15 protein-coding genes are annotated in these 17,416 nt (G+C 70.9%); 10 read left to right on the top strand and 5 right to left on the bottom strand.

Going from position 1 to position 17,416, the window contains the following annotated elements; all coding sequences use genetic code 11:
• Positions 1 to 1,348, bottom strand: a 1,348-nt coding sequence (legP, locus tag ACFWZ2_RS00755) for a Dot/Icm T4SS effector Zinc-dependent metalloprotease LegP (protein ID WP_384539691.1), incomplete at its 3' end; no start/stop codon positions are given.
• Positions 1,349 to 1,450: 102 nt separating this feature from the next.
• Between legP and ACFWZ2_RS00750 the strand changes: the two genes are divergently transcribed.
• A complete protein-coding gene (locus tag ACFWZ2_RS00750; RefSeq protein WP_384539688.1) occupies positions 1,451 to 1,792 on the top strand; it encodes a hypothetical protein in 342 nt (113 codons plus the stop codon).
• 52 nt (positions 1,793 to 1,844) lie between these two features.
• Here ACFWZ2_RS00750 and ACFWZ2_RS00745 read toward each other — a convergent pair whose 3' ends face one another.
• Together ACFWZ2_RS00745 and ACFWZ2_RS00740 are read right to left on the bottom strand one after the other, a co-directional pair.
• The gene (locus ACFWZ2_RS00745) at positions 1,845 to 4,076 is read right to left on the bottom strand and encodes an OmpL47-type beta-barrel domain-containing protein (RefSeq protein WP_384539685.1); all 2,232 of its coding nucleotides are present in this window, start codon (positions 4,074 to 4,076) and stop codon (positions 1,845 to 1,847) included.
• On the bottom strand, positions 4,073 to 6,598 hold the full coding sequence (locus tag ACFWZ2_RS00740; RefSeq protein ID WP_384539683.1) for a ThuA domain-containing protein: 2,526 nt from the start codon (positions 6,596 to 6,598) through the stop codon (positions 4,073 to 4,075). Before ACFWZ2_RS00740 ends, ACFWZ2_RS00745 begins: the two co-directional genes overlap by 4 nt.
• Positions 6,599 to 6,827: 229 nt before the next feature.
• On the opposite strand from ACFWZ2_RS00740, the gene ACFWZ2_RS00735 reads away from it, so the two are divergent.
• Complete coding sequence (locus ACFWZ2_RS00735) at positions 6,828 to 7,856, top strand: multicopper oxidase domain-containing protein (protein WP_384540344.1); 1,029 nt, start codon at positions 6,828 to 6,830, stop codon at positions 7,854 to 7,856.
• Positions 7,857 to 7,896: 40 nt separating this feature from the next.
• Here the strand turns inward: ACFWZ2_RS00735 and ACFWZ2_RS00730 are convergent, their stop codons facing one another.
• Entirely contained in the window at positions 7,897 to 8,673 is a 777-nt protein-coding gene (locus ACFWZ2_RS00730) for an IclR family transcriptional regulator (RefSeq protein ID WP_384539680.1), read from the bottom strand.
• 212 nt (positions 8,674 to 8,885) lie between these two features.
• Between ACFWZ2_RS00730 and ACFWZ2_RS00725 the strand changes: the two genes are divergently transcribed.
• The 8 genes from ACFWZ2_RS00725 to ACFWZ2_RS00690 all read left to right on the top strand — a co-directional run bounded on the left by ACFWZ2_RS00725 (position 8,886) and on the right by ACFWZ2_RS00690 (position 15,939).
• Positions 8,886 to 8,993, top strand: coding sequence for a putative leader peptide (locus ACFWZ2_RS00725; protein WP_384539677.1), 108 nt, complete (start codon positions 8,886 to 8,888; stop codon positions 8,991 to 8,993).
• A 112-nt stretch (positions 8,994 to 9,105) separates the two neighbouring features.
• Entirely contained in the window at positions 9,106 to 10,218 is a 1,113-nt protein-coding gene (locus ACFWZ2_RS00720; protein WP_384539675.1) for an ABC transporter substrate-binding protein, read from the top strand.
• A gap of 10 nt (positions 10,219 to 10,228) precedes the next feature.
• Complete coding sequence (locus tag ACFWZ2_RS00715; protein WP_384539672.1) at positions 10,229 to 11,218, top strand: NrtA/SsuA/CpmA family ABC transporter substrate-binding protein; 990 nt, start codon at positions 10,229 to 10,231, stop codon at positions 11,216 to 11,218.
• Positions 11,215 to 12,180: an ABC transporter permease gene (locus ACFWZ2_RS00710; RefSeq protein ID WP_384539669.1), complete on the top strand. Its 966-nt coding sequence runs from the start codon at positions 11,215 to 11,217 to the stop codon at positions 12,178 to 12,180. The genes ACFWZ2_RS00715 and ACFWZ2_RS00710 overlap by 4 nt, the downstream gene beginning before the upstream one ends.
• Positions 12,177 to 12,890, top strand: a complete 714-nt coding sequence (locus ACFWZ2_RS00705; protein ID WP_384539666.1) for an ABC transporter ATP-binding protein — start codon at positions 12,177 to 12,179, stop codon at positions 12,888 to 12,890. The genes ACFWZ2_RS00710 and ACFWZ2_RS00705 overlap by 4 nt, the downstream gene beginning before the upstream one ends.
• Positions 12,891 to 13,757, top strand: a complete 867-nt coding sequence (locus ACFWZ2_RS00700) for an ABC transporter substrate-binding protein (protein ID WP_384539663.1) — start codon at positions 12,891 to 12,893, stop codon at positions 13,755 to 13,757.
• A gap of 4 nt (positions 13,758 to 13,761) precedes the next feature.
• Complete coding sequence (locus ACFWZ2_RS00695; RefSeq protein WP_384539660.1) at positions 13,762 to 14,838, top strand: LLM class flavin-dependent oxidoreductase; 1,077 nt, start codon at positions 13,762 to 13,764, stop codon at positions 14,836 to 14,838.
• Positions 14,839 to 14,898: 60 nt separating this feature from the next.
• Positions 14,899 to 15,939: a LacI family DNA-binding transcriptional regulator gene (locus tag ACFWZ2_RS00690; RefSeq protein ID WP_384539657.1), complete on the top strand. Its 1,041-nt coding sequence runs from the start codon at positions 14,899 to 14,901 to the stop codon at positions 15,937 to 15,939.
• A gap of 18 nt (positions 15,940 to 15,957) precedes the next feature.
• Here ACFWZ2_RS00690 and ACFWZ2_RS00685 read toward each other — a convergent pair whose 3' ends face one another.
• Complete coding sequence (locus ACFWZ2_RS00685) at positions 15,958 to 17,196, bottom strand: glycoside hydrolase family 64 protein (protein WP_384539654.1); 1,239 nt, start codon at positions 17,194 to 17,196, stop codon at positions 15,958 to 15,960.
• Between the last annotated feature and the right edge of the window lie 220 nt (positions 17,197 to 17,416).

Raw genomic sequence — 17,416 nt, 5'->3', positions numbered from 1 at the left:
CCCACCATTTGTGGTGGAGCGCGGAATCGGTGCCGACGACGAAGAGGTCGAGCCGGTTCGCGCCCCAGGAGACCGCGACGGGTTCACTGGTGCAGATTCCGCCGAGGGATTCCCAGCCCTTGACGCTCGGACCCCACGCGTTTCCGTCCCACCACTTGTGGTGCAATGCCGAGTCGGTGCCGACCACAAAGAGATCCAGCCGGTCGGGACCCCAGGAAACAGCCTCGGGCGCGCTGGTGCAGATTCCGCCCAGGGATTCCCAGTCCTTGACGCCAGGTCCCCAGGAATTCCCGTCCCACCACTTGTGGTGCAACGCCGAGTCCGTCCCGATGACGAACACGTCGAGCCGGTCGTGCGCCCACGCGAGGGACGTCGGCGGGCTGGTGCAGATGCCGCCGAGGGATTCCCAGCCCTTGACGGCCGGGCCCCACGCCTTGCCGTCCCACCACTTGTGGTGGAGCGCCGAGTCGGTGCCGATCGCGAAGACGTCCAGACGGTCCGACTCCCACGACACCACGGGCCCCGACGCCGGTGAAGGACCGTACATCGCGTGCACGGCGGAGATGTCGTCCGTGCTGAGCCCGGCGCGCTGGCCGATGACGGCGCCCTGCACGGTCGGCACGATGGTGTCCTGGCCGTTCCTGGAGAAGGCGTCCCGCGGGTAGTGCATGATCGAGCCGTAGTCGTACGCACCCACGTCGTCGCCGTCCGTGATGTGCTGGTCGAAGTTGTGCTCGAAGCCCTGGGTGATGTTGGCCCAGATGATCGTCACGAACTGGTCCCTGTCCTCACGGCTCTGCTCGTGCCAGAGGCCGACCGCGTGCCCGATCTCGTGAATGCAGTTTCCCGTCGTGCAGCCGGTGCCGAGCGTGATGTTCTGCCCACCGCCCTGCCGTCCCACGAAGGACGAACAGCCGCCGCCGGGCACGAAACGCACGAAGTCGGGGAACTGCCCCTGATTGGCGGCCGTGCGCTGCACGAAGCGCATCCGGGTGCGGGACTGCCAGTGCGCGATCGCGTCGGTCACCCGCTGCTGGTTCGGCAGGTTCGCGTCGATCTCGAAGGGGACGAGCGCATTGGGCCAGCGGAACTGCTTTCCCGTGATGACGACCGCCGACTCCGGTACTTTCCCTTCCGATTCCGCCCGCAATTCCGAGGTGCGGCGCTCGACTTCCGCGACGGACCCGAGCACGATGTCGCCTTCGAAGACCGCGAGCCCGTCGATGTCCACATACTGCACGGGCTTGATCCGGAAGCTCACACCGTCGATCAGACCGGTCCGCACATCCCGCGAGGAGCGGAACTCCCCGTGTCCCTCACCAGAAACTCGCGACTCGGAAGCCGGCATGGTGTCTCTCCCCTCTACCCTGACTTCCCGCCCCGCCACAAAGGGCGCTATTTTGCGGAAAGTAGCGGGGCACCTGCCGACCAACAAGGGCTGGGCGAGCGTATGCGCAACGTAGAAATCGCTGTCCGTCTCGCGCCGGGCACGACGCCGCCGCGGGGCACCGTGACCCTGCGCGCACAGGTCGAGGAGATCACCGCGGCGGACGCGCCGGCCCACGTCGTGTCCCGCACCGCCGAGCGGGACGTCGACCTGACCGCGGCGCCCCGCCTCACGCTCGCGGTGCCGCGGCCGGACCCCCGGGCCCGCTACACGGTCCGGGTGCACGCGGATGTCGACGGCTCCGGGGCCGTGGCGCCCGAGGACTATGTCTCGGTGCGGAGCAACCCGGTGCTCACGCACGGCAGTCCGGACTCGGTGGCCGTCGAGGTGACGCCGGTCCGGTGACACGACGGTGCCCCCGCCCCTGGGGGACGAGGGCACCTGGAAACACCGGCCGCTATAGCTCCTTGATCCTGATGTCCCGGTACGACACCACGTCCGTCACGCCGTGCACCTGGAGGCCCAGATAGCCGGACGCGTACCGCCGCCCGTCCGTGCCCGGGTCGTCGCCGCGCGGCGGGACGAACTCCTGGCCGCCGACGTTGTCGAACTCATTGAGCAGGACGCCGTTGCGGTAGACCGAGTAGTGCTGGTCCACCACGCGGATCTCGTAGTCGTTCCACGTGCCCTTCGGGGTGACTCCGGCGCCCGCGAGGCCCACCCGGTCGAAGCCGTAGATCGATCCCGTCTTGTACATGTCGCCGTCGGGACGGTCGAGGACCTGCACCTCATGCCCGTACTTGATGGCGACCCACTCCGGACGTGACTCCTCCGGATGGTCGTGGACCTGCGGGAAGCGCACGAAGACACCGGAGTTGGTGTTGCCGTTGCCCGGTGCGTCGTCGCGCCACTGGAGCTTCAGGGAGAAGTCGCCGTACTTGCGCTCGGGGAACCAGAGCATGCCCATGCCCGGGACCGATGTGCTGCTGGTGATGGTGCCGTCGGCGTTCAGGCCGAACGTGCCGCCGCCCACCTGCTCCCACTTCTTGAAGGTCTCCTGGGTGCCGTCGAAAAGCTTGCGGTAGCCCTCCGTCTGGCCGGGCCTGCCGATGCCGGACTCCTTGGCGGCGCGGTTGATCTTGTTGTACTCGCGCTGGTCGATCTCACCCGCCTTCAGGAGCTTGTCCGTGACGCCCTTGACGTGCTTCAGGAAGAGGGCGTGCGACGTCCACTCCTTCTCGTCCTCGATCAGCTCGTTGATGCGGCAGCGGTTGTTCGTGACACGGTTCGGGATGCCGGTGTCGACCGTGCCGACGATCACCGTCAACCGCTCGTCGAATTCGGGGCAGTTGGGCGCGGGGACCCCGCCGCCCTCGGAGACGGTGAAGGAGACGGTCTTGGCCGCCGCCGTGTTGCCCGCCTTGTCGCTCGCCCGGTACGCCACGGAGTGCCGCCCCACGCGGTCGACGACGACCGGTGTCCCGTAGGCGAGATAGGGGCCGCCGTCCAGGGAGTACTCGACCTTGGCGACGCCCGATCCGGCGTCGGTCGCCGTGACCGTCACCTTCGCCCTGCCGAGGTAGGCGCCGTCCGAGTCCTTGTCGCCCTCGACCTTCGCCGAGGTCTCGGGCGGCGTCCTGTCCTCGACCGGCGGCGCGACGACCGTGAACTCGACGGACTTCTCGGCCGCCTGGTTGCCCGCCTTGTCGGACGCCCGGTAGCGGACCTTGTGCGGGCCCGTCTCGTGGACCATGACCGGCGCGGTGTACGCCGTCCAGGCGCCGTCCCCGATCGCGTACTCGATCTTGTTGACGCCGGAGCCGGTGTCGGACGCCGTCACCGTGACGGTCGCCATGCCCACGTACTGCCCCTGGTCGTTCTTCTCGCCGGTCACCGTGGCCGAGGTCTCGGGCGGCGTCTTGTCGTCCGTGGGCGGCGGGACCACCGTGAAGTCGACGGCCTTCTCCGCGGCGACGTTGCCCGCCTTGTCGGACGCCCGATAGCGGATCTTGTGGGTGCCGACCTGGTCGACGACCACGGGCGCGGTGTACGGCTGCCAGGCGCCGTCCGCCCCGACCGCGTACTCGATCCTGTCGACGCCGGAGCCCGCGTCCGTCGCCGTCACCGCGACCGTGGCCGAACCGACGTACGCGCCATCGGAGTTGGTCGTCCCCTCCACCTTGGCCGAGGTCTCCGGCGCCGTGGTGTCCTCGCCTCCGCCCTCGGTCACGACGAGGATGCCCTGCATCGACTCGTGCCCGGGGATCGTGCAGTGGTAGCGGTAGCGGCCCGGGGTGAGGGTGACCTCGGCGGTGTGCTTGCCGCCCTGGGCGTCGTTCGGGTTGGCCAGGATGTTCAGCTGGACGTCGTTGTTGTACTCGGGGTCGGAGACGTCGAACGTCAGGGTGTGCGGCATGCCGGTGGTGTTGCCGGTCGCCTCGCTGTTCTCGAACACGATCGTCGTCCTGCCCGCCACGGCCGTCGTGGGCGCCGACTTGTACGTGGTGATGTCGTTGTCGGCGGTCCAGGTCAGCGTCTGGTCGGCGGCGAGGCCGGTGTTGTCGGGGCGCGCCGTCGCGGCGGTCGACGTCAGGCCGAGCACCATGAGCAGCGCGGCGAGCAGCGCCGTCCACAGTCTTCGCTTGCGTACGGACCTCGGGACGGTCCTCGTCGTGGGGGAACGCATCATCCCGCCTTCCTTGCCAGGTCGTCGGCGGCCGGGGTCGCGGCCCCGCCCTGGTACGTCACGCGCCACAGCGCCGACTTGGCGTCCGAGGTGAAGAAGCCGCGGCCGTAGTCGAGGACGTACAGCGAACCGTCGGGGGCGAACTTCCAGTCCATGAGGTTCTTGATGCCGTCGTTGCCGATCGGAATGATCTTCCGCAGCGATTCGGCGTGCACCGGAAGGCCGCCGCTGCCGACCGTCTTCGGGTCGGTGAGCACCGCGTGGCGCGGCTGGTCGCCGTCGTAGAAGTCGCCGACGAACCACTTGCCGTCCCAGTACGAGGGCCACTTGTCGGCGCTCGTGCTCGCCGCGTCGTAGCGGTAGACCGGGCCGTTCATGGTGGCCTGGCCGCCGCCCTTGAGCCAGGGCAGGAGCTGCTTCTGCTCCTCCGTCTTGTAGCTCGGCACGCCGTTGGCGTCGCGCGGGTAGTCGACGCCGCCGCCCTGCGGCGAGTACCAGATGTTGTTGGGCTCGGCTGGCGGGATGTTCACCAGGCCGTCGTTGTTGGGCGACTCGTTCTTGAGGTTCTTGCAGTCGTACCAGCCGAGCGGCTTCGTCGGGTCGGGCAGATTGCGGTCGCGGTAGGGCTGGTTGTTGCCCATGCAGTACGGCCAGCCGCGGTTGGAGGCGTGCGTGATCGCCGCGAACGTGTCGTACTTCGCGGGGCCCCACGTCGTCGACGGCTCACCGGCGTCCGGACCGACCCAGCCCGCGTACAGGGTGTCGGTCTTCTTGTCGATGGAGATGCGCGCGGGATTCCTGACGCCCATCACATAGATCTCGCCGCGTGTCTTGCCGCCGCCCTCGTCCTGCTCCTTGCCCGTGAACAGGTTCCCTTCGGGGAGCGTGTACGTCCCGTCGGGCTCCGGGTGGATGCGCAGGATCTTGCCGTTGAGGTTGTTCGTGTTGCCCGCCGTGCGGCGCGCGTCGGCGAAGGACACGCCCTTGAAGTTCGGCTGCGGGTTGTTGCCCGAGTAACCGTCGCTGAACCGCGAGGAGTTGTTGTCGCCGGTCGCGATGTAGAGATTGCCCTTGGAGTCCCAGGCCATCCCGCCGCCCGCGTGACAGCAGCTGTGGATCTGCACCGGCCATTTCAGGAGCACCTTCTCGCTGGCCATGTCCAGCTTGTTGGTGGCCAGGTCGAGCGTGAACCGGGAGACGTAGCGCTCGCCCATGTGCGTGTCGCGGTTGATCCTGGAGTGCGGCGTGTAGTGCAGGTACACCCAGCCGTTCTGCTCGAACCCCGGGTCCAACTCGATGCCGAGCAGGCCCTCTTCGACCTTGATGAGCTCGTCGCCGCCGCCCTTGTTGCCGAAGACGGACAGGGCGCCCGCGAGGGTCACCTTCTTGGTCTTCGGGTCGTAGACGTGGATCTCGCCCTTGCCCTTGCCGATGTCCGGGTTGTTCCAGTCGGTGACGACCGGCTGCGACGCGTCGGCGCCGCCGCGGCCGATGTAGAGCACGCGTCCGTCGGGCGCGGTGACCAGGCCGTGCGGCTCGCCGATCTGGTCGTTCTGGCCCGGCTGATTGGCCTGGGTGAGGCGCTGCGCCTGGTAGTTGGCGTTGATCGTCGACTTGCAGTCGGCGCGCGCGATGCGGGTGGTCCACAGCAGGGCGCCGCGCAGATGGCCGCGGAAGTCCACTTCGTCGTACGACGATGCCGTGCCGCCCATGCCGGTGTAGAAGGAGCGGCCGCCGTCGTAGTCGCGGCACCACGACACCGGGTGGTCCCAGCCGTTCTTGGAGTCGCCCGGCTGATAGGTCGACTCCCGCACCCTGGCCACCGTGTGCACGTCGCCGGACGGGTTCCTGGTCCAGTTCAGCCACCGGTCGGGGCGCTTCCACTGGAGGGGCAGGTCCTTGGTCGCCGGGTTCTCGCGGTCGCCGACCTCGACGGTGGCGCGCTGGACGTTCGCCGGGCTCGATTCGGCGGGCCGGGCGCCGATCAGCCCGGTGAACCAGTTCGAGTACGGCTCCGCGCGCGCCGCGTCATGGATGCCGAGGAAGCCGCCGCCCGCCTCCATGAACGCCTCGAGGCCCGCCTCCTGTTCGGGGTCGAGGACGTCGCCGCCGCCGGTGAGGAAGGTGACGGCGTTGAACTTGCCGAGCTTCGCCTCGTCCGTGAAGACCGCGGGGTCGTCCGTCGCCTCGACCTTGAACCGCTGGGCGGCCGGGCCCGACTGGCCGATCTTCTCGATGGCCTCGATGCCGGCGTTCACGACCGGGGACTCGTCGCCGTCCGCGGCGGAGCCGTAGAAGATCAGGACCTTGACGTTGGCCCCGCCGGGCGGCGAAGGCAGGGACATCGTTGTCAACGGCGGTTCAGGGTACGGCCGCGCGGACGCGGCCTGCGCCGAGAGCGCCCCGGTGACCAGGGCGCCGGACAGCAGTGCGGCCGCCCAGGCCCGTCGCGAGCGGTTCGGTCTGCGTCGTGCTCTGCTCAACCCTCGTACGTCCAAGGGTTTTTGATGCGGTGTGAGCCGCATGAGTACACCCACCCCTCGTCGGTCGCAGCAACAGCGCCGTCGAAGCTAGACCTCTTTTCGCCAGTCGCCAATAGGTATGACCGTGATAGCACCAACTTTGTCCTGCCTGTGGATAAACGAAGATCACGCGGATACCGTGTGGCCGTCCCCGGGGCCTCCTGTGCCCCGTCACCCTCCGTACCGCAGTGGGGAGTTCGGCATGGACAGACGCAGTCAGGACCGGCGTGGCCTGGACCGAAGGAGCTTCAACCGGCGGATGCTGGTGGGCGGCGCGGCAGCGGCGGCGGGGGTGACATCGTTGTCGGTCGCGAGTGCGCCCGACGCGAGCACGGCCGAGGCGCCACCGCGGACCGCGCCCGCGGGCGGCGAGGTCAGACGCATCAAGCTGTACGCGGAGAAACTTCCGGACGGGCAGCTGGGCTACGGCCTGGAGAAGGGCAAGGCGTCGATCCCGGGACCGCTCATCGAACTCAACGAAGGCGACACGCTGCACATCGAGTTCGAGAACACCCTGGACGTCAACGCCAGCCTGCACGTCCACGGCATGGACTACGAGATCTCCAGCGACGGCACCAAGCACACCAGGAGCGATGTCGAGCCGGGTGGCAAACGTACCTACACCTGGCGCACGCACGCGCCGGGCCGCCGCAAGGACGGCACGTGGCGGCCGGGCACCGCGGGCTACTGGCACTACCACGACCACGTCGTCGGCACCGACCACGGCACCGGCGGCCTGCGCAAGGGGCTCTACGGTCCGCTCATCGTGCGCCGCAAGGGCGACATCCTGCCGGACAAGACCTTCACCATCGTCTTCAACGACATGACGATCAACAACAAGGCCGGTCACGACAGCCCCAACTTCGAGGCCACGGTGGGCGATCGCGTCGAGTTCGTGTCCATCACGCACGGCGAGTACTACCACACGTTCCATGTGCACGGTCATCGCTGGGCCGACAACAGGACCGGCATGCTCACCGGACCCGACGACCCCAGCCAGATCCTCGACGACAAGATCACCGGCCCCGGCGACTCGTTCGGCTTCCAGGTCATCGCGGGGGAGGGCGTGGGCGCCGGGGCCTGGATGTACCACTGCCATGTGCAGAGCCACTCCGACATGGGGATGGCGGGGCTCTTCCTGGTGAAGAAGGCGGACGGGACGATCCCGGAGTATGAGCCGCACCATGCCGGGGCGGCGCCGAAGAAGTCCTCGGGGGCTTCCAAGGGGTCCGCCGGGGCGACGGAGCATCGGCACGGGTAGGCGCGGGCCGACGGGAGGGGCAGCCCGCCGCCGGCGAAGTTCACGATTCGCTCCGGTCGCCCGGCGGAAGCAGCAGGATTTCCAGGGCGCGGGCGCAGCCCCGTGCCCTGGCCAGGAACCAGTCCGTCCGGTCGTCCGTGATCAGCTGCGGCGTCGCACGCAGGGCGAGCGCGAAGCGGGCGTACCCCGCGCGGTCGAGCACCGGCACGGCCAGGGTGCGCACGCCGTGGGCCGACTCGCCGTCGTTGCGGGCGTACCCGTCGGCCCGTACGCGGTCCAACTCGGCCTCCAGGGCCGCCGGTTCGACGATGGTCCGCTCGGTGAACGCGAACAGCGACGGCAGCGTCGCGGGGCCGCCCTCGCCCGGCCGGGCCCAGGCGAGCAGGACCTTGCCGAGCGCCGTCGAGTGCAGCGGGCGGCGCAGACCGACCTTCGGGGTGACCGAACCACCCGCCACGATCACCGCGTGATGCCCGCTGCGCAGCGCCAAGTCCGCGGTGACACCGGTGCGTTCGGCCAGATCGGCGAGTTCGGGCGCGGCCAGGTGGAGGCCGCGCTGGTGGTACGAGAGGCGCCCCAGCTCGGTGACGGAGGGGCCGAGCCGGTAGCGCGCCGTGCGGAAGTCCTGCTCAAGGAACCCGGCGTCGAGCAGGGTGCGGGCCAGGCGGTGCGCCGTCGACACGGGCAGTTCCAGGCGCCGGGCGAGATCCGACGCGCTGAGGTCGGGGCCGTTGTCGTGGAAGCAGTGCAGGACGTCGAGGGCGCGCCGCACCGCCTGGGCGCCGGCGGGACGGCGCGGCGTGGTGGCCTCGCTCATGGGGGTGTTCCTCTCCTGGTCCGCGTGCTCGTCCAGCATGGGCCGCTTCCCACATTACGGCAGCGGAATCAGCCATAAACCCCCTGGTGAAACACCCTGTTCATGTTCGTTCCCACATCATGGGAAGCGGCTTGATGAGGGGGCACGGTCCGTGCCAGTCTGCGGACGTCACCACCAGAAGCGCCCGCAGGACGGGAGAGGGGAGCAGCGCCATGCACGGTCGTCGTACCGCAGCGCCTGCCGCCCGCCCGGTTCCCGTCGCCTTCACGCTGCGCCGCCACATCGATCTGGCCCGCGTCTCCAGCGCCACCTGTAGCTGACCTCCCACCCCTTTTCACCCGCTTCTGCTTCACCCTCGCTCGCTCGTCCGTCGCCGCCCGCTGCTCCGCGGCCCGTCGGCGGCGCGCCACCACACCTCCCCGGGAAGAGTCCATGACCCATGCCCTCGTGCGCCCTGTGCCCAAGACGCTCTGGTTCACCCGCTGTCCGGTGCCCACCGCGACCGGCATCGCGGCCGATCAGCGGTGGCTGAGCGCCGAGTTCGCGCGGGACGGCATCGCCGTACGGTCCCTTCAGGACATCGATCCGGACGCCGCCCACCCCGCCGTGGACCGGCAGGCCCACTACACGCACGCACTGCCCGGACTCTTCCGTGAGGGCGGCAACGTCCCCGCGCTGTGGGCCCGTTCGCGGGGCGAGCGGACCCGGCTCGTCGGTCTCACCTGGATCGAGGAGCGCCAGGCCGTGCTCGTCGCCCCTGGATCGGGGATCCGCGGCGCCGCTGCACTGCGCGGACTGCGGCTCGCGGTGCCCCGGCACGCCGTGGCCATCGACTTCTGGCGGGCCATGGCCCTGCGCGGCTTCGAGGGCGCGCTCGCGTCGGCCGGGCTCGGTCCCGGCGACGCCGTGCCGGTCGACGTACCGGCGCGGGGGTACGAGGGGCAGTGGGCCGCGGAGCTTGCGGCGCTGCGGCGCGGGGACGTCGACGCCGTGTACGTGAAGGGCGCGCTCGCGGTGGAGGCGGCCCGGCGCGCCGGGGCGGAGGTCGCCGTCGAACTGGACGAACTCCCCGACCGCAGGCACCGCGTGAACAACGGCACGCCTCGCCCCATCACCGTCCACCAGACCCTGCTCGACGACCACCCGGAGCTCGTGGCGCGGTTCCTCTCCGTGCTGCTGCGCGCCGCCGACTGGGCCGCGGACCGGCCCGCCGACGTCGCCCGGATCCTCGGCGCCGAGACGGGTGCGGGCGCGGAGGGCGTCGCGGGCGCCTACCGCCCCGGCACGCACCGCACCCTGCACCCGGACCTGTCCGACGAGCGCATCGCCCTCCTCGCGCACCAGGAGGAGGGGCTGCGTGCGCACGGCTTCCTGCCCGAACCCGTCGACGTACACGCGTGGGCCGATCGCCGTCCGCTGCGCAGGGCCCTAGAACTGGCCCGCACGGAACCGCAGTTCGACCCCGTCGTTACACCTCAGTCCACTCAGTCCACTCAGTCCACCGCCACGGCGCCGCCCCCGTCGTCCCGCACGGCCTCACAGTAAGGACCCCGCCATGCGCATTCCGAAACTCCTGGTGGCCCTAGCGGCCCTCGCCGCGCTCGCGGGCTGCGGCGCCTCCGAGGCCGACTCCGGCGCACAGGGCGGCGGGCAGGTGACCGTCCGCATCCCCGACCCGGGCAACGCCGGTGTCCTCGCGCTCGGCAAGAAGGACGGCAGCCTCGCGAAGGCCCTTGCCGAGGTCGACGCGAAGGTCCAGTGGACGGGCAGCGCAGGTCCCTTCGCCCCGGCCGCGCAGGCCATGAACGCCGACCAGCTCGACATCGCCACCGGATCCATCACCTCGGGCCTCACCTCGCTCGCCCAGACCCCCGGCTTCGAGTTCTTCACCGCCACCGCGCCCGACCCGGTCGGCGAGGGCATTCTCGCGAAGAAGGGCTCCGGCATCCACGGCGTCGAGGACCTGGTCGGCAAGAAGGTCGCCGTGAACCAGGGCGGCACCGGCGAGTATCTGCTCCTGAAGGCCCTCGCCGAGCACGACATCCCGGCGAGCAAGGTGGAGCGCGTGTATCTGCGGCCCGACCAGACCGCCGCGGTGTTCAACACCGGCAAGGTCGACGCGTGGGCGGTCTGGGCGGCGTACGCCGTGTCCGAACTCGGCAGCGGGAAAGGCGAGTTCATCGCCGACGGCAAGGAGATCGGCTCCGACAACTACAGCCTCACCGCCGTCCGCACCGCCTTCGCCGAGCAGCACCCGAAGGTGGTGAAGGCGCTCTACGACTACCTCCACGAGAACAGCGCCAAGGAGACGAAGGACCCGGCCCGCTACCTCAACGTCACCACGGACGCGGGCCCGCAGGCCCTCACCGGCGAGGCGAAGCGCATCCAGGCCGGGTTCACCGCGCAGGGCGGCACGGTCGAGCCGATCACCCCCGCCGACATCAAGCGCTTCGAGGCGGTGGCCCGGTTCTACGCCGAGCAGAAGGTCACCAAGAAGCCCGTCGACATCGCCTCGCACGTACTCGACGTGGAGCGGCTGTCATGACGGTGCGAGAAGGGACGGCCGCCGCACGGAAGCCCGCCGGGCCCGCCGGCCATGAGGCCGGGGAGTCCGACGCGCAGACATCCGCCGGACAGCGGCCCGGGGCGCCTGGCGCCCAGACGCCCGCCGGACAGCGGCCCGCCGTGCCGCACGGCCTCGTCACCCCCGCCCCACCGGCATCCCGCCCCCGCCCTCGCGCCTACTCCCTGACCGTCCGCGCGCTGGGCCCCGTCGCCCTGCTCGCCCTCTGGTGGACCGCGTCCGCGACCGGCCTGCTCACCCCGGACGTGCTCGCCTCACCCGCCGAAGTGCTGCGGGCCGTACGGGAGTTGTGGGGCAACGGGCAGCTGCCCGACGCGCTCGCCACCTCGCTCACGCGGTCCGGGCTCGGTCTGCTGATCGGGCTCACGGCCGGCCTGACCCTGGGGGTCGTGACCGGGTTCACCCGGCTCGGCGACGAGCTGCTCGACTCCTCGATGCAGACGCTGCGCACCATCCCCTTCCTGTCCCTCGTGCCGCTGTTCATGGTGTGGTTCGGCATCAACGAGACCGCGAAGGTGCTGCTCATCGCGGTCGCCACCACCTTCCCGATGTACGTCTCCACGTCCAGCGGAGTCCGCGCCACCGACCGCAAACTGGTCGAGGCGATGCGCAGCTTCGGGATGGGCAGGCTCGGCATCGTCAGGGAGGTCGTGCTGCCCGGGGCGCTGCCCTCGCTTCTCGCGGGTCTGCGGCTCTCCATGACGCTCAGCGTGATCGCGCTGATCGCCGCCGAGGAGATCAACGCCACCGCGGGCATCGGCTACTTGATGTCGCAGGCGCAGAGCTTCGCGCGGACCGACATCCTCGCCGTCTGCATCCTCGTGTACGGACTGCTGGGTCTTCTCGCCGACGGCGTCGTACGCCTCCTGGAGCGGGTCCTCATGCCGTGGCGCCGCGCCGGGCAGGGGGTGGTGGCGCGATGAGCACCGCCGTCCATGTCGCCGGGCTGCGCCGCGTCTTCGGGGAGCGTGCCGTCCTCGACGGGCTCGATCTCACCATCGGGCGGGGCGAGTTCGTGGCCCTGCTCGGCGCGAGCGGCAGCGGCAAGACCACCCTGCTGCGCATCCTCGGAGCCCTCGACCGCGCCGACGGCGGGGACGTCCTCGTACCGGAGTCCCGCACCATCGTCTTCCAGGAGCCGCGCCTCGTACCGTCCAAGCGGGTCCTCGCCAATGTGACCGTCGCCCTGCCGCGCGGCCGCGCCGAACGGGGCCGCGGCGCGCTCGCCGAGGTCGGCCTCGAAGGGCATGCCGACGCCTGGCCCGCCACGCTCTCGGGCGGCGAGGCGCAGCGCGTCGCCCTCGCGCGGGCCTTGGTGCGCGAGCCCGAACTGCTGCTCCTCGACGAGCCGTTCGCCGCGCTCGACGCGCTCACCCGGCTGCGGATGCAGGACCTGGTCGGCGAGCTGTGCCGGGTCCACCGCCCGGCCGTGCTGCTCGTCACGCACGACGTGGAGGAGGCGGTCCGGCTCGCCGACCGCGTCTGTGTGCTCCGCGACGGGCGCCTTGTCACCGACGAGACCGTCACCGCCGACCGCCCGCGCGACCCCGGGGACCCCGCCTTCGCCGCCCTGCGCCGACGTCTCCTGAACGATCTCGGAGTCCACACCCCCGACCCCTCCGGAGTGAGCTGAATGACCATCACTATCGGTGTCCACAACAGCAATCCGACCCTCTACTACCTCTCCCGGCTCGACTGCGCGAAGGAGGAACTGGCCGCCGTCGGCGAGAGCGTCGCCTTCCACACCTACACCGACGGCGTGCGCACCGGGCAGCTCCTCACCGAAGGCGTCATCGACTTCGGCGGCACCGGATCGACGCCCCCGGTGACCGCGCAGGCCGCCGGGCACGACATCGTGTACACGGCCGTCTCCGCGCCCCGGCCCGACCATGGCGCGCTGCTCGTCACCGAGGACAGCCCGGTCCGCACCGTCGCCGACCTCAAGGGCGGCACCGTCCATCTGGCCATCGGCTCCTGGCAGACCCACCTGATCGCCAAGGCCCTGGACGACGCGGGACTCTCGTACGCCACCGACATCACGCCCGTACGCGGCGGCGAGGACAGCGAGCGCCTGTTGCGCACGGGCGGGATCACCGCCTGGGTCGCCCAGGGGGCGCAGCTCGTCGCGGCCCTGCGCACCGGGGGAGTGCGCGTGGTGGTCCGCACCGGGGACGTCATCACCGACCGGTCCGTCTTCTTCACCCGCCGTGAACTGGCCGAGCGGCGGCCCGAGATCGTGGCCGCGCTCACCCGGGCCCTGCGGCGCGCCGACGACTGGGCGGCCGCCCACCCGCGCGAGGCCGCCGAGACCGCCGCCGCCCACCAGGGCGGCACGGCCGACGACTGGGAGACCGTGCTGCGCGCCCTGCCCTGGCGCATCGAGGAGCCCGGCGACGCCTTCATCGCGGAACAGCAGCAGGCCGCCGACATCTTCGTGCGCACCGGATTCATCGACCGCCCGGTGACCGTCGCCCATGCCCTGCCCCGGAAGGCGGTGTAGGCGCATGGCATCGGAAGTCCTCTGGTACATCATTCCGCGCGAAGGCGCCTACCCCTGGGAGCCCGCGGGCCGCAGGCCCGTCGACCTCGGCTACCTCCAGCGGCTCGCGGGCGCCGTGGAGAGCCTCGGCTTCTCCGGCGCACTGCTCGCCACCGACCTGTACGACGTGTGGCCGCTCGGCAGCGCCCTCGCCGCCTCGACGTCCACCCGCTTCAAGCCGCTGCTCGCCGTCCACCCGGGCCTGATCTCGCCCACCCTGCTCGCCAAGATGGCGCTGAGCTTCGACACCCTCTTCGGCGGCAGGCTCCGCTTCAACGTCGTCAACGGCTCCACCAAGTCCCTTCAGGAGTACGGACTTCACGTGGAGCACGACGAGCGCTACGCGCTGAGCGCCGAGTACTGGTCGATCGTCAAGCGCCTGACGGCCGGTGAGATCTTCGACCACAAGGGCCGCTTCTACGATCTGAAGGACGCGGGTGCCTCCTTCCGCGAACTGCGGCCGGTCCAGGAGCCGCACGTGCCCCTCTGGTTCGGCGGTTCGTCGGCGCCCGGCATCGAGATGGCGGCGGAACACGTCGACGTCTATCTGACCTGGGGCGAACCCCCGCACCTGCTCAAGGAGAAGCTGGACCGGGTCCGCGAGCGCGCCGCCGCGCACGGCCGGTCGCTGCGCATCGGGCTGCGCCTGCACCTGATCGTGCGGGACACGGAGGACGCGGCGTGGGCCGCCGCCGACCGGCTCCTCGACGTCACCAGCGAGGCGACCTACGCCCGTCAGCTCGGCGACCGCGCGGGCGAGGACGGTGTCGGCTGGCAGCGGCAGTTCCGCCAGCACGGCGGCAGGGTCCCGGCGCGGGCACGGGAGTTGGAGACGCATCCCAACCTGTGGCCCGGCATGAGCCTGTTCCGGCCGGGGCCCGGCACGGCCGTCGTCGGTTCGGCCTCCCAGGTCGTGGAGCGCCTCAAGGAGTACGAGGCGCTGGGCGTCGACACGTTCATCCTCTCCGGCAACCCGCTCCTGGAGGAGGCCCACCGGGTGGCGGAGACGGTGCTTCCCGCGCTGGCCCATGCGGGAGGATGACTCCTGACGGCGGCCGCCGATGGGCGTCGTCCCGCGTCCGCCCGGAAGGAGAGACCCAAGGTGACCGAGGAGCCGAGCGCCGTACCGCGCCCCACCCTGGAGGCGGTGGCCGCCCGGGCCGGGGTGTCCAGGGCCACCGTCTCACGCGTCGTCAACGGCGACGCGGGGGTGCGCGAGGCGCTCGCCGTGAAGGTCAGGCACGCGGTCGAGGAACTCGGCTACGTCCCCAACCGCGCCGCCCGCAGTCTCGTCACGCGGCGCCACGACGCGGTCGCCGTGGTGATCGCGGAACCGGAGACCCGGGTCTTCGCCGACCCGTTCTTCGCGCTGCAACTGCGTGGCATCAGCAAGGAGTTGACGGCGCACGACGTGCAGCTCGTGCTGCTGCTCACCGAGGGGCGCGACGATCACGAGCGGGTCGGCCGCTATCTCGCGGGCGGTCACGTCGACGGCGCGCTGGTCTTCTCGCTGCACCTGGACGACCCGCTGCCCGGCATCATCCGGCGCGCCGGGGTGCCCACCGTGTTCGGCGGGCGCCCCGGCTGGTCGGACCCCGGCTCCGGCGCGCCCGGCGCCCCGTACGTCGACTGCGACAACCGTGGCGGGGCCCGCGAGGCCGTGCGCCATCTGGTCGGCCTCGGCCGGGGCCGCGTCGCGCACATCACCGGGCCGCTCGACCAGACGTCGGCGGTCGACCGGCTCGACGGATTCCGCGACGTGCTGCTCGACGCGGACCCCCGGCTGATCGCCGAGGGCGACTTCACGCCCGCGGGCGGCGAGCGCGCGATGCGCCGGATCCTCGATGCCTGCCCGGACGTGGACGCCGTCTTCGCGGCCAACGACCTGTCGGCGTCCGGCGCCCTCAGGGTGCTGGCGGAGTACGGCAGGAGGGTGCCGGACGATGTGGCGGTGGTCGGCTTCGACGACATGCTGCCGGTGGCCGAGCAGGTCGATCCGCCGCTGACGACGGTGCGTCAGGACATCGAGGAGATGGGCCGGTTGATGGCGCGGATGCTGCTCAGGGGGCGGGGCGAGGGGCCCGCCGCCATGCCGACGAGCGTGGTCCTGCCGACGTCCCTGGTGCGCAGGGCCTCGGCGTAGTGGCCGGGGCCCCGGCGGTCAGGAGCCCACGCTCACCGTGAACCTGCGCGGGTTCCCGTCGTGTGCCGCGCCCGACACGTCCGGCTGGCCGTCGGGACGCACGTCGTCGTACGGGAAGGCGTACCCGATGGGGGAGTTGGCGTGCACCACCCGTGACCAGTGGTTGGTCACCGGGTCGCGGTAGTAGTCGGCGGACGTCGCGCCGTTCGGCTGCTCGGGGTGGGTGAGCATGATGCTCCGGTTGAACCCGGCGGCGAGCCTGGCCAGCAGGCCCTTCTTGTCGTCGGGGTCGCCCGGGTTGTTGGCGAACGGCCCGTGGTTGCAGGTGAAGATGTCCTTCGAGGTGGGCTTGGCGAAGGAGTGGCCGCCGTTGAACGTCAGGACGTCGCCGCTGACGCGACCGGTGAACACGCCCCTGCCGCCCTGGAGGTCGATCTTCAGATCGGTGGTGCGGTACTTCTCCCACGCCTGGTCGATGTACCCGTTCCACATGTCGCGGAAGGGCATCTGGTCGGGCCGGTCGAAGTACGGGGCCATGAGGTTCTGCGGCGAGATCACCCGGAGCACGCCGCCGCCGTCACCGCGGATGACCAGCTGGTCCCACGGCTGGCCGTCCTTGCCCGCCTGCGCCGCGAGGTCCGACGCGATCCGGTCGACGGCGCCGTCGGGGAGCGGGGCGACGGTGTGCGTGGCGTCGCCCTCCAGGGTCAGGCCGATGGGCAGCGCGGTCACGAGGTCGACGTAGCTGATGTTGGCGTACAGCTGCTGCGGGTTGAAGGTGAACTCGCAGAACGACCAGGTGCGCCCGTAGTTGGGGTCCTCGCGGGTCGCGAAGGCGGGCTCGACCAGGGAGGGGCCCGGGTTCAGGAAGAAGTCGAGCTTGTCGTCGCGCACGAAGTAGACGCGGGCGCCGTACATCTGAGGCAGGGTCAGCACCTTGGGCGCCGAACCCGCGGCGCCGAGCGGGATGGCGCAGTCGACGGGCAGCGGGGTCTGCGGCGCCGATGGGGATTCGGGGCGGTAGACGCCGCCGTCGGGCTTGAGGAGCACCCAGCGGTCCGTGCCCTGTTCGTGCCCGGTGACGTAGGCGCGGACCTGCCCGGGCAACGACGTGTTCTGCAGGGCGAGTTCGCAGGTGGCGGGCGCGGCCGTGCCGCCCGCCCGGGCACTGGGGCTGAGAGCGCTCCCCCAGACGGGATAGCTGAGGGTGCCTGCGGCACCGGCGGTGGCGGTCAGGAACGTTCGACGCGATATCACGGAAGGTCTCCTGCGCGGTGGGGGGTGTGGGGGTGGTGCACCACTGTTGCGGCGGGGCGTGCGAGGCGTCAAGGGATGTGGCTGAGAGCGCTCTCATAAATCTTCCGCGTTCATGAAATGACGACGGGCGGGCGCGTGGACAGCAGCGAGCCCCCGCCCGGACCGGGCGGGGGCTCGACGCGCCTCGGCGGCTCACGGACAGCCGCCGGGCGGGATCGGG

The organism is Streptomyces sp. NPDC059002, from assembly GCF_042740435.1.
Classification (GTDB): domain Bacteria; phylum Actinomycetota; class Actinomycetes; order Streptomycetales; family Streptomycetaceae; genus Streptomyces.
The sequence above is the reverse complement of the archived record's forward strand: the minus strand, read 5'-3'. Positions and strand labels throughout refer to the sequence as shown.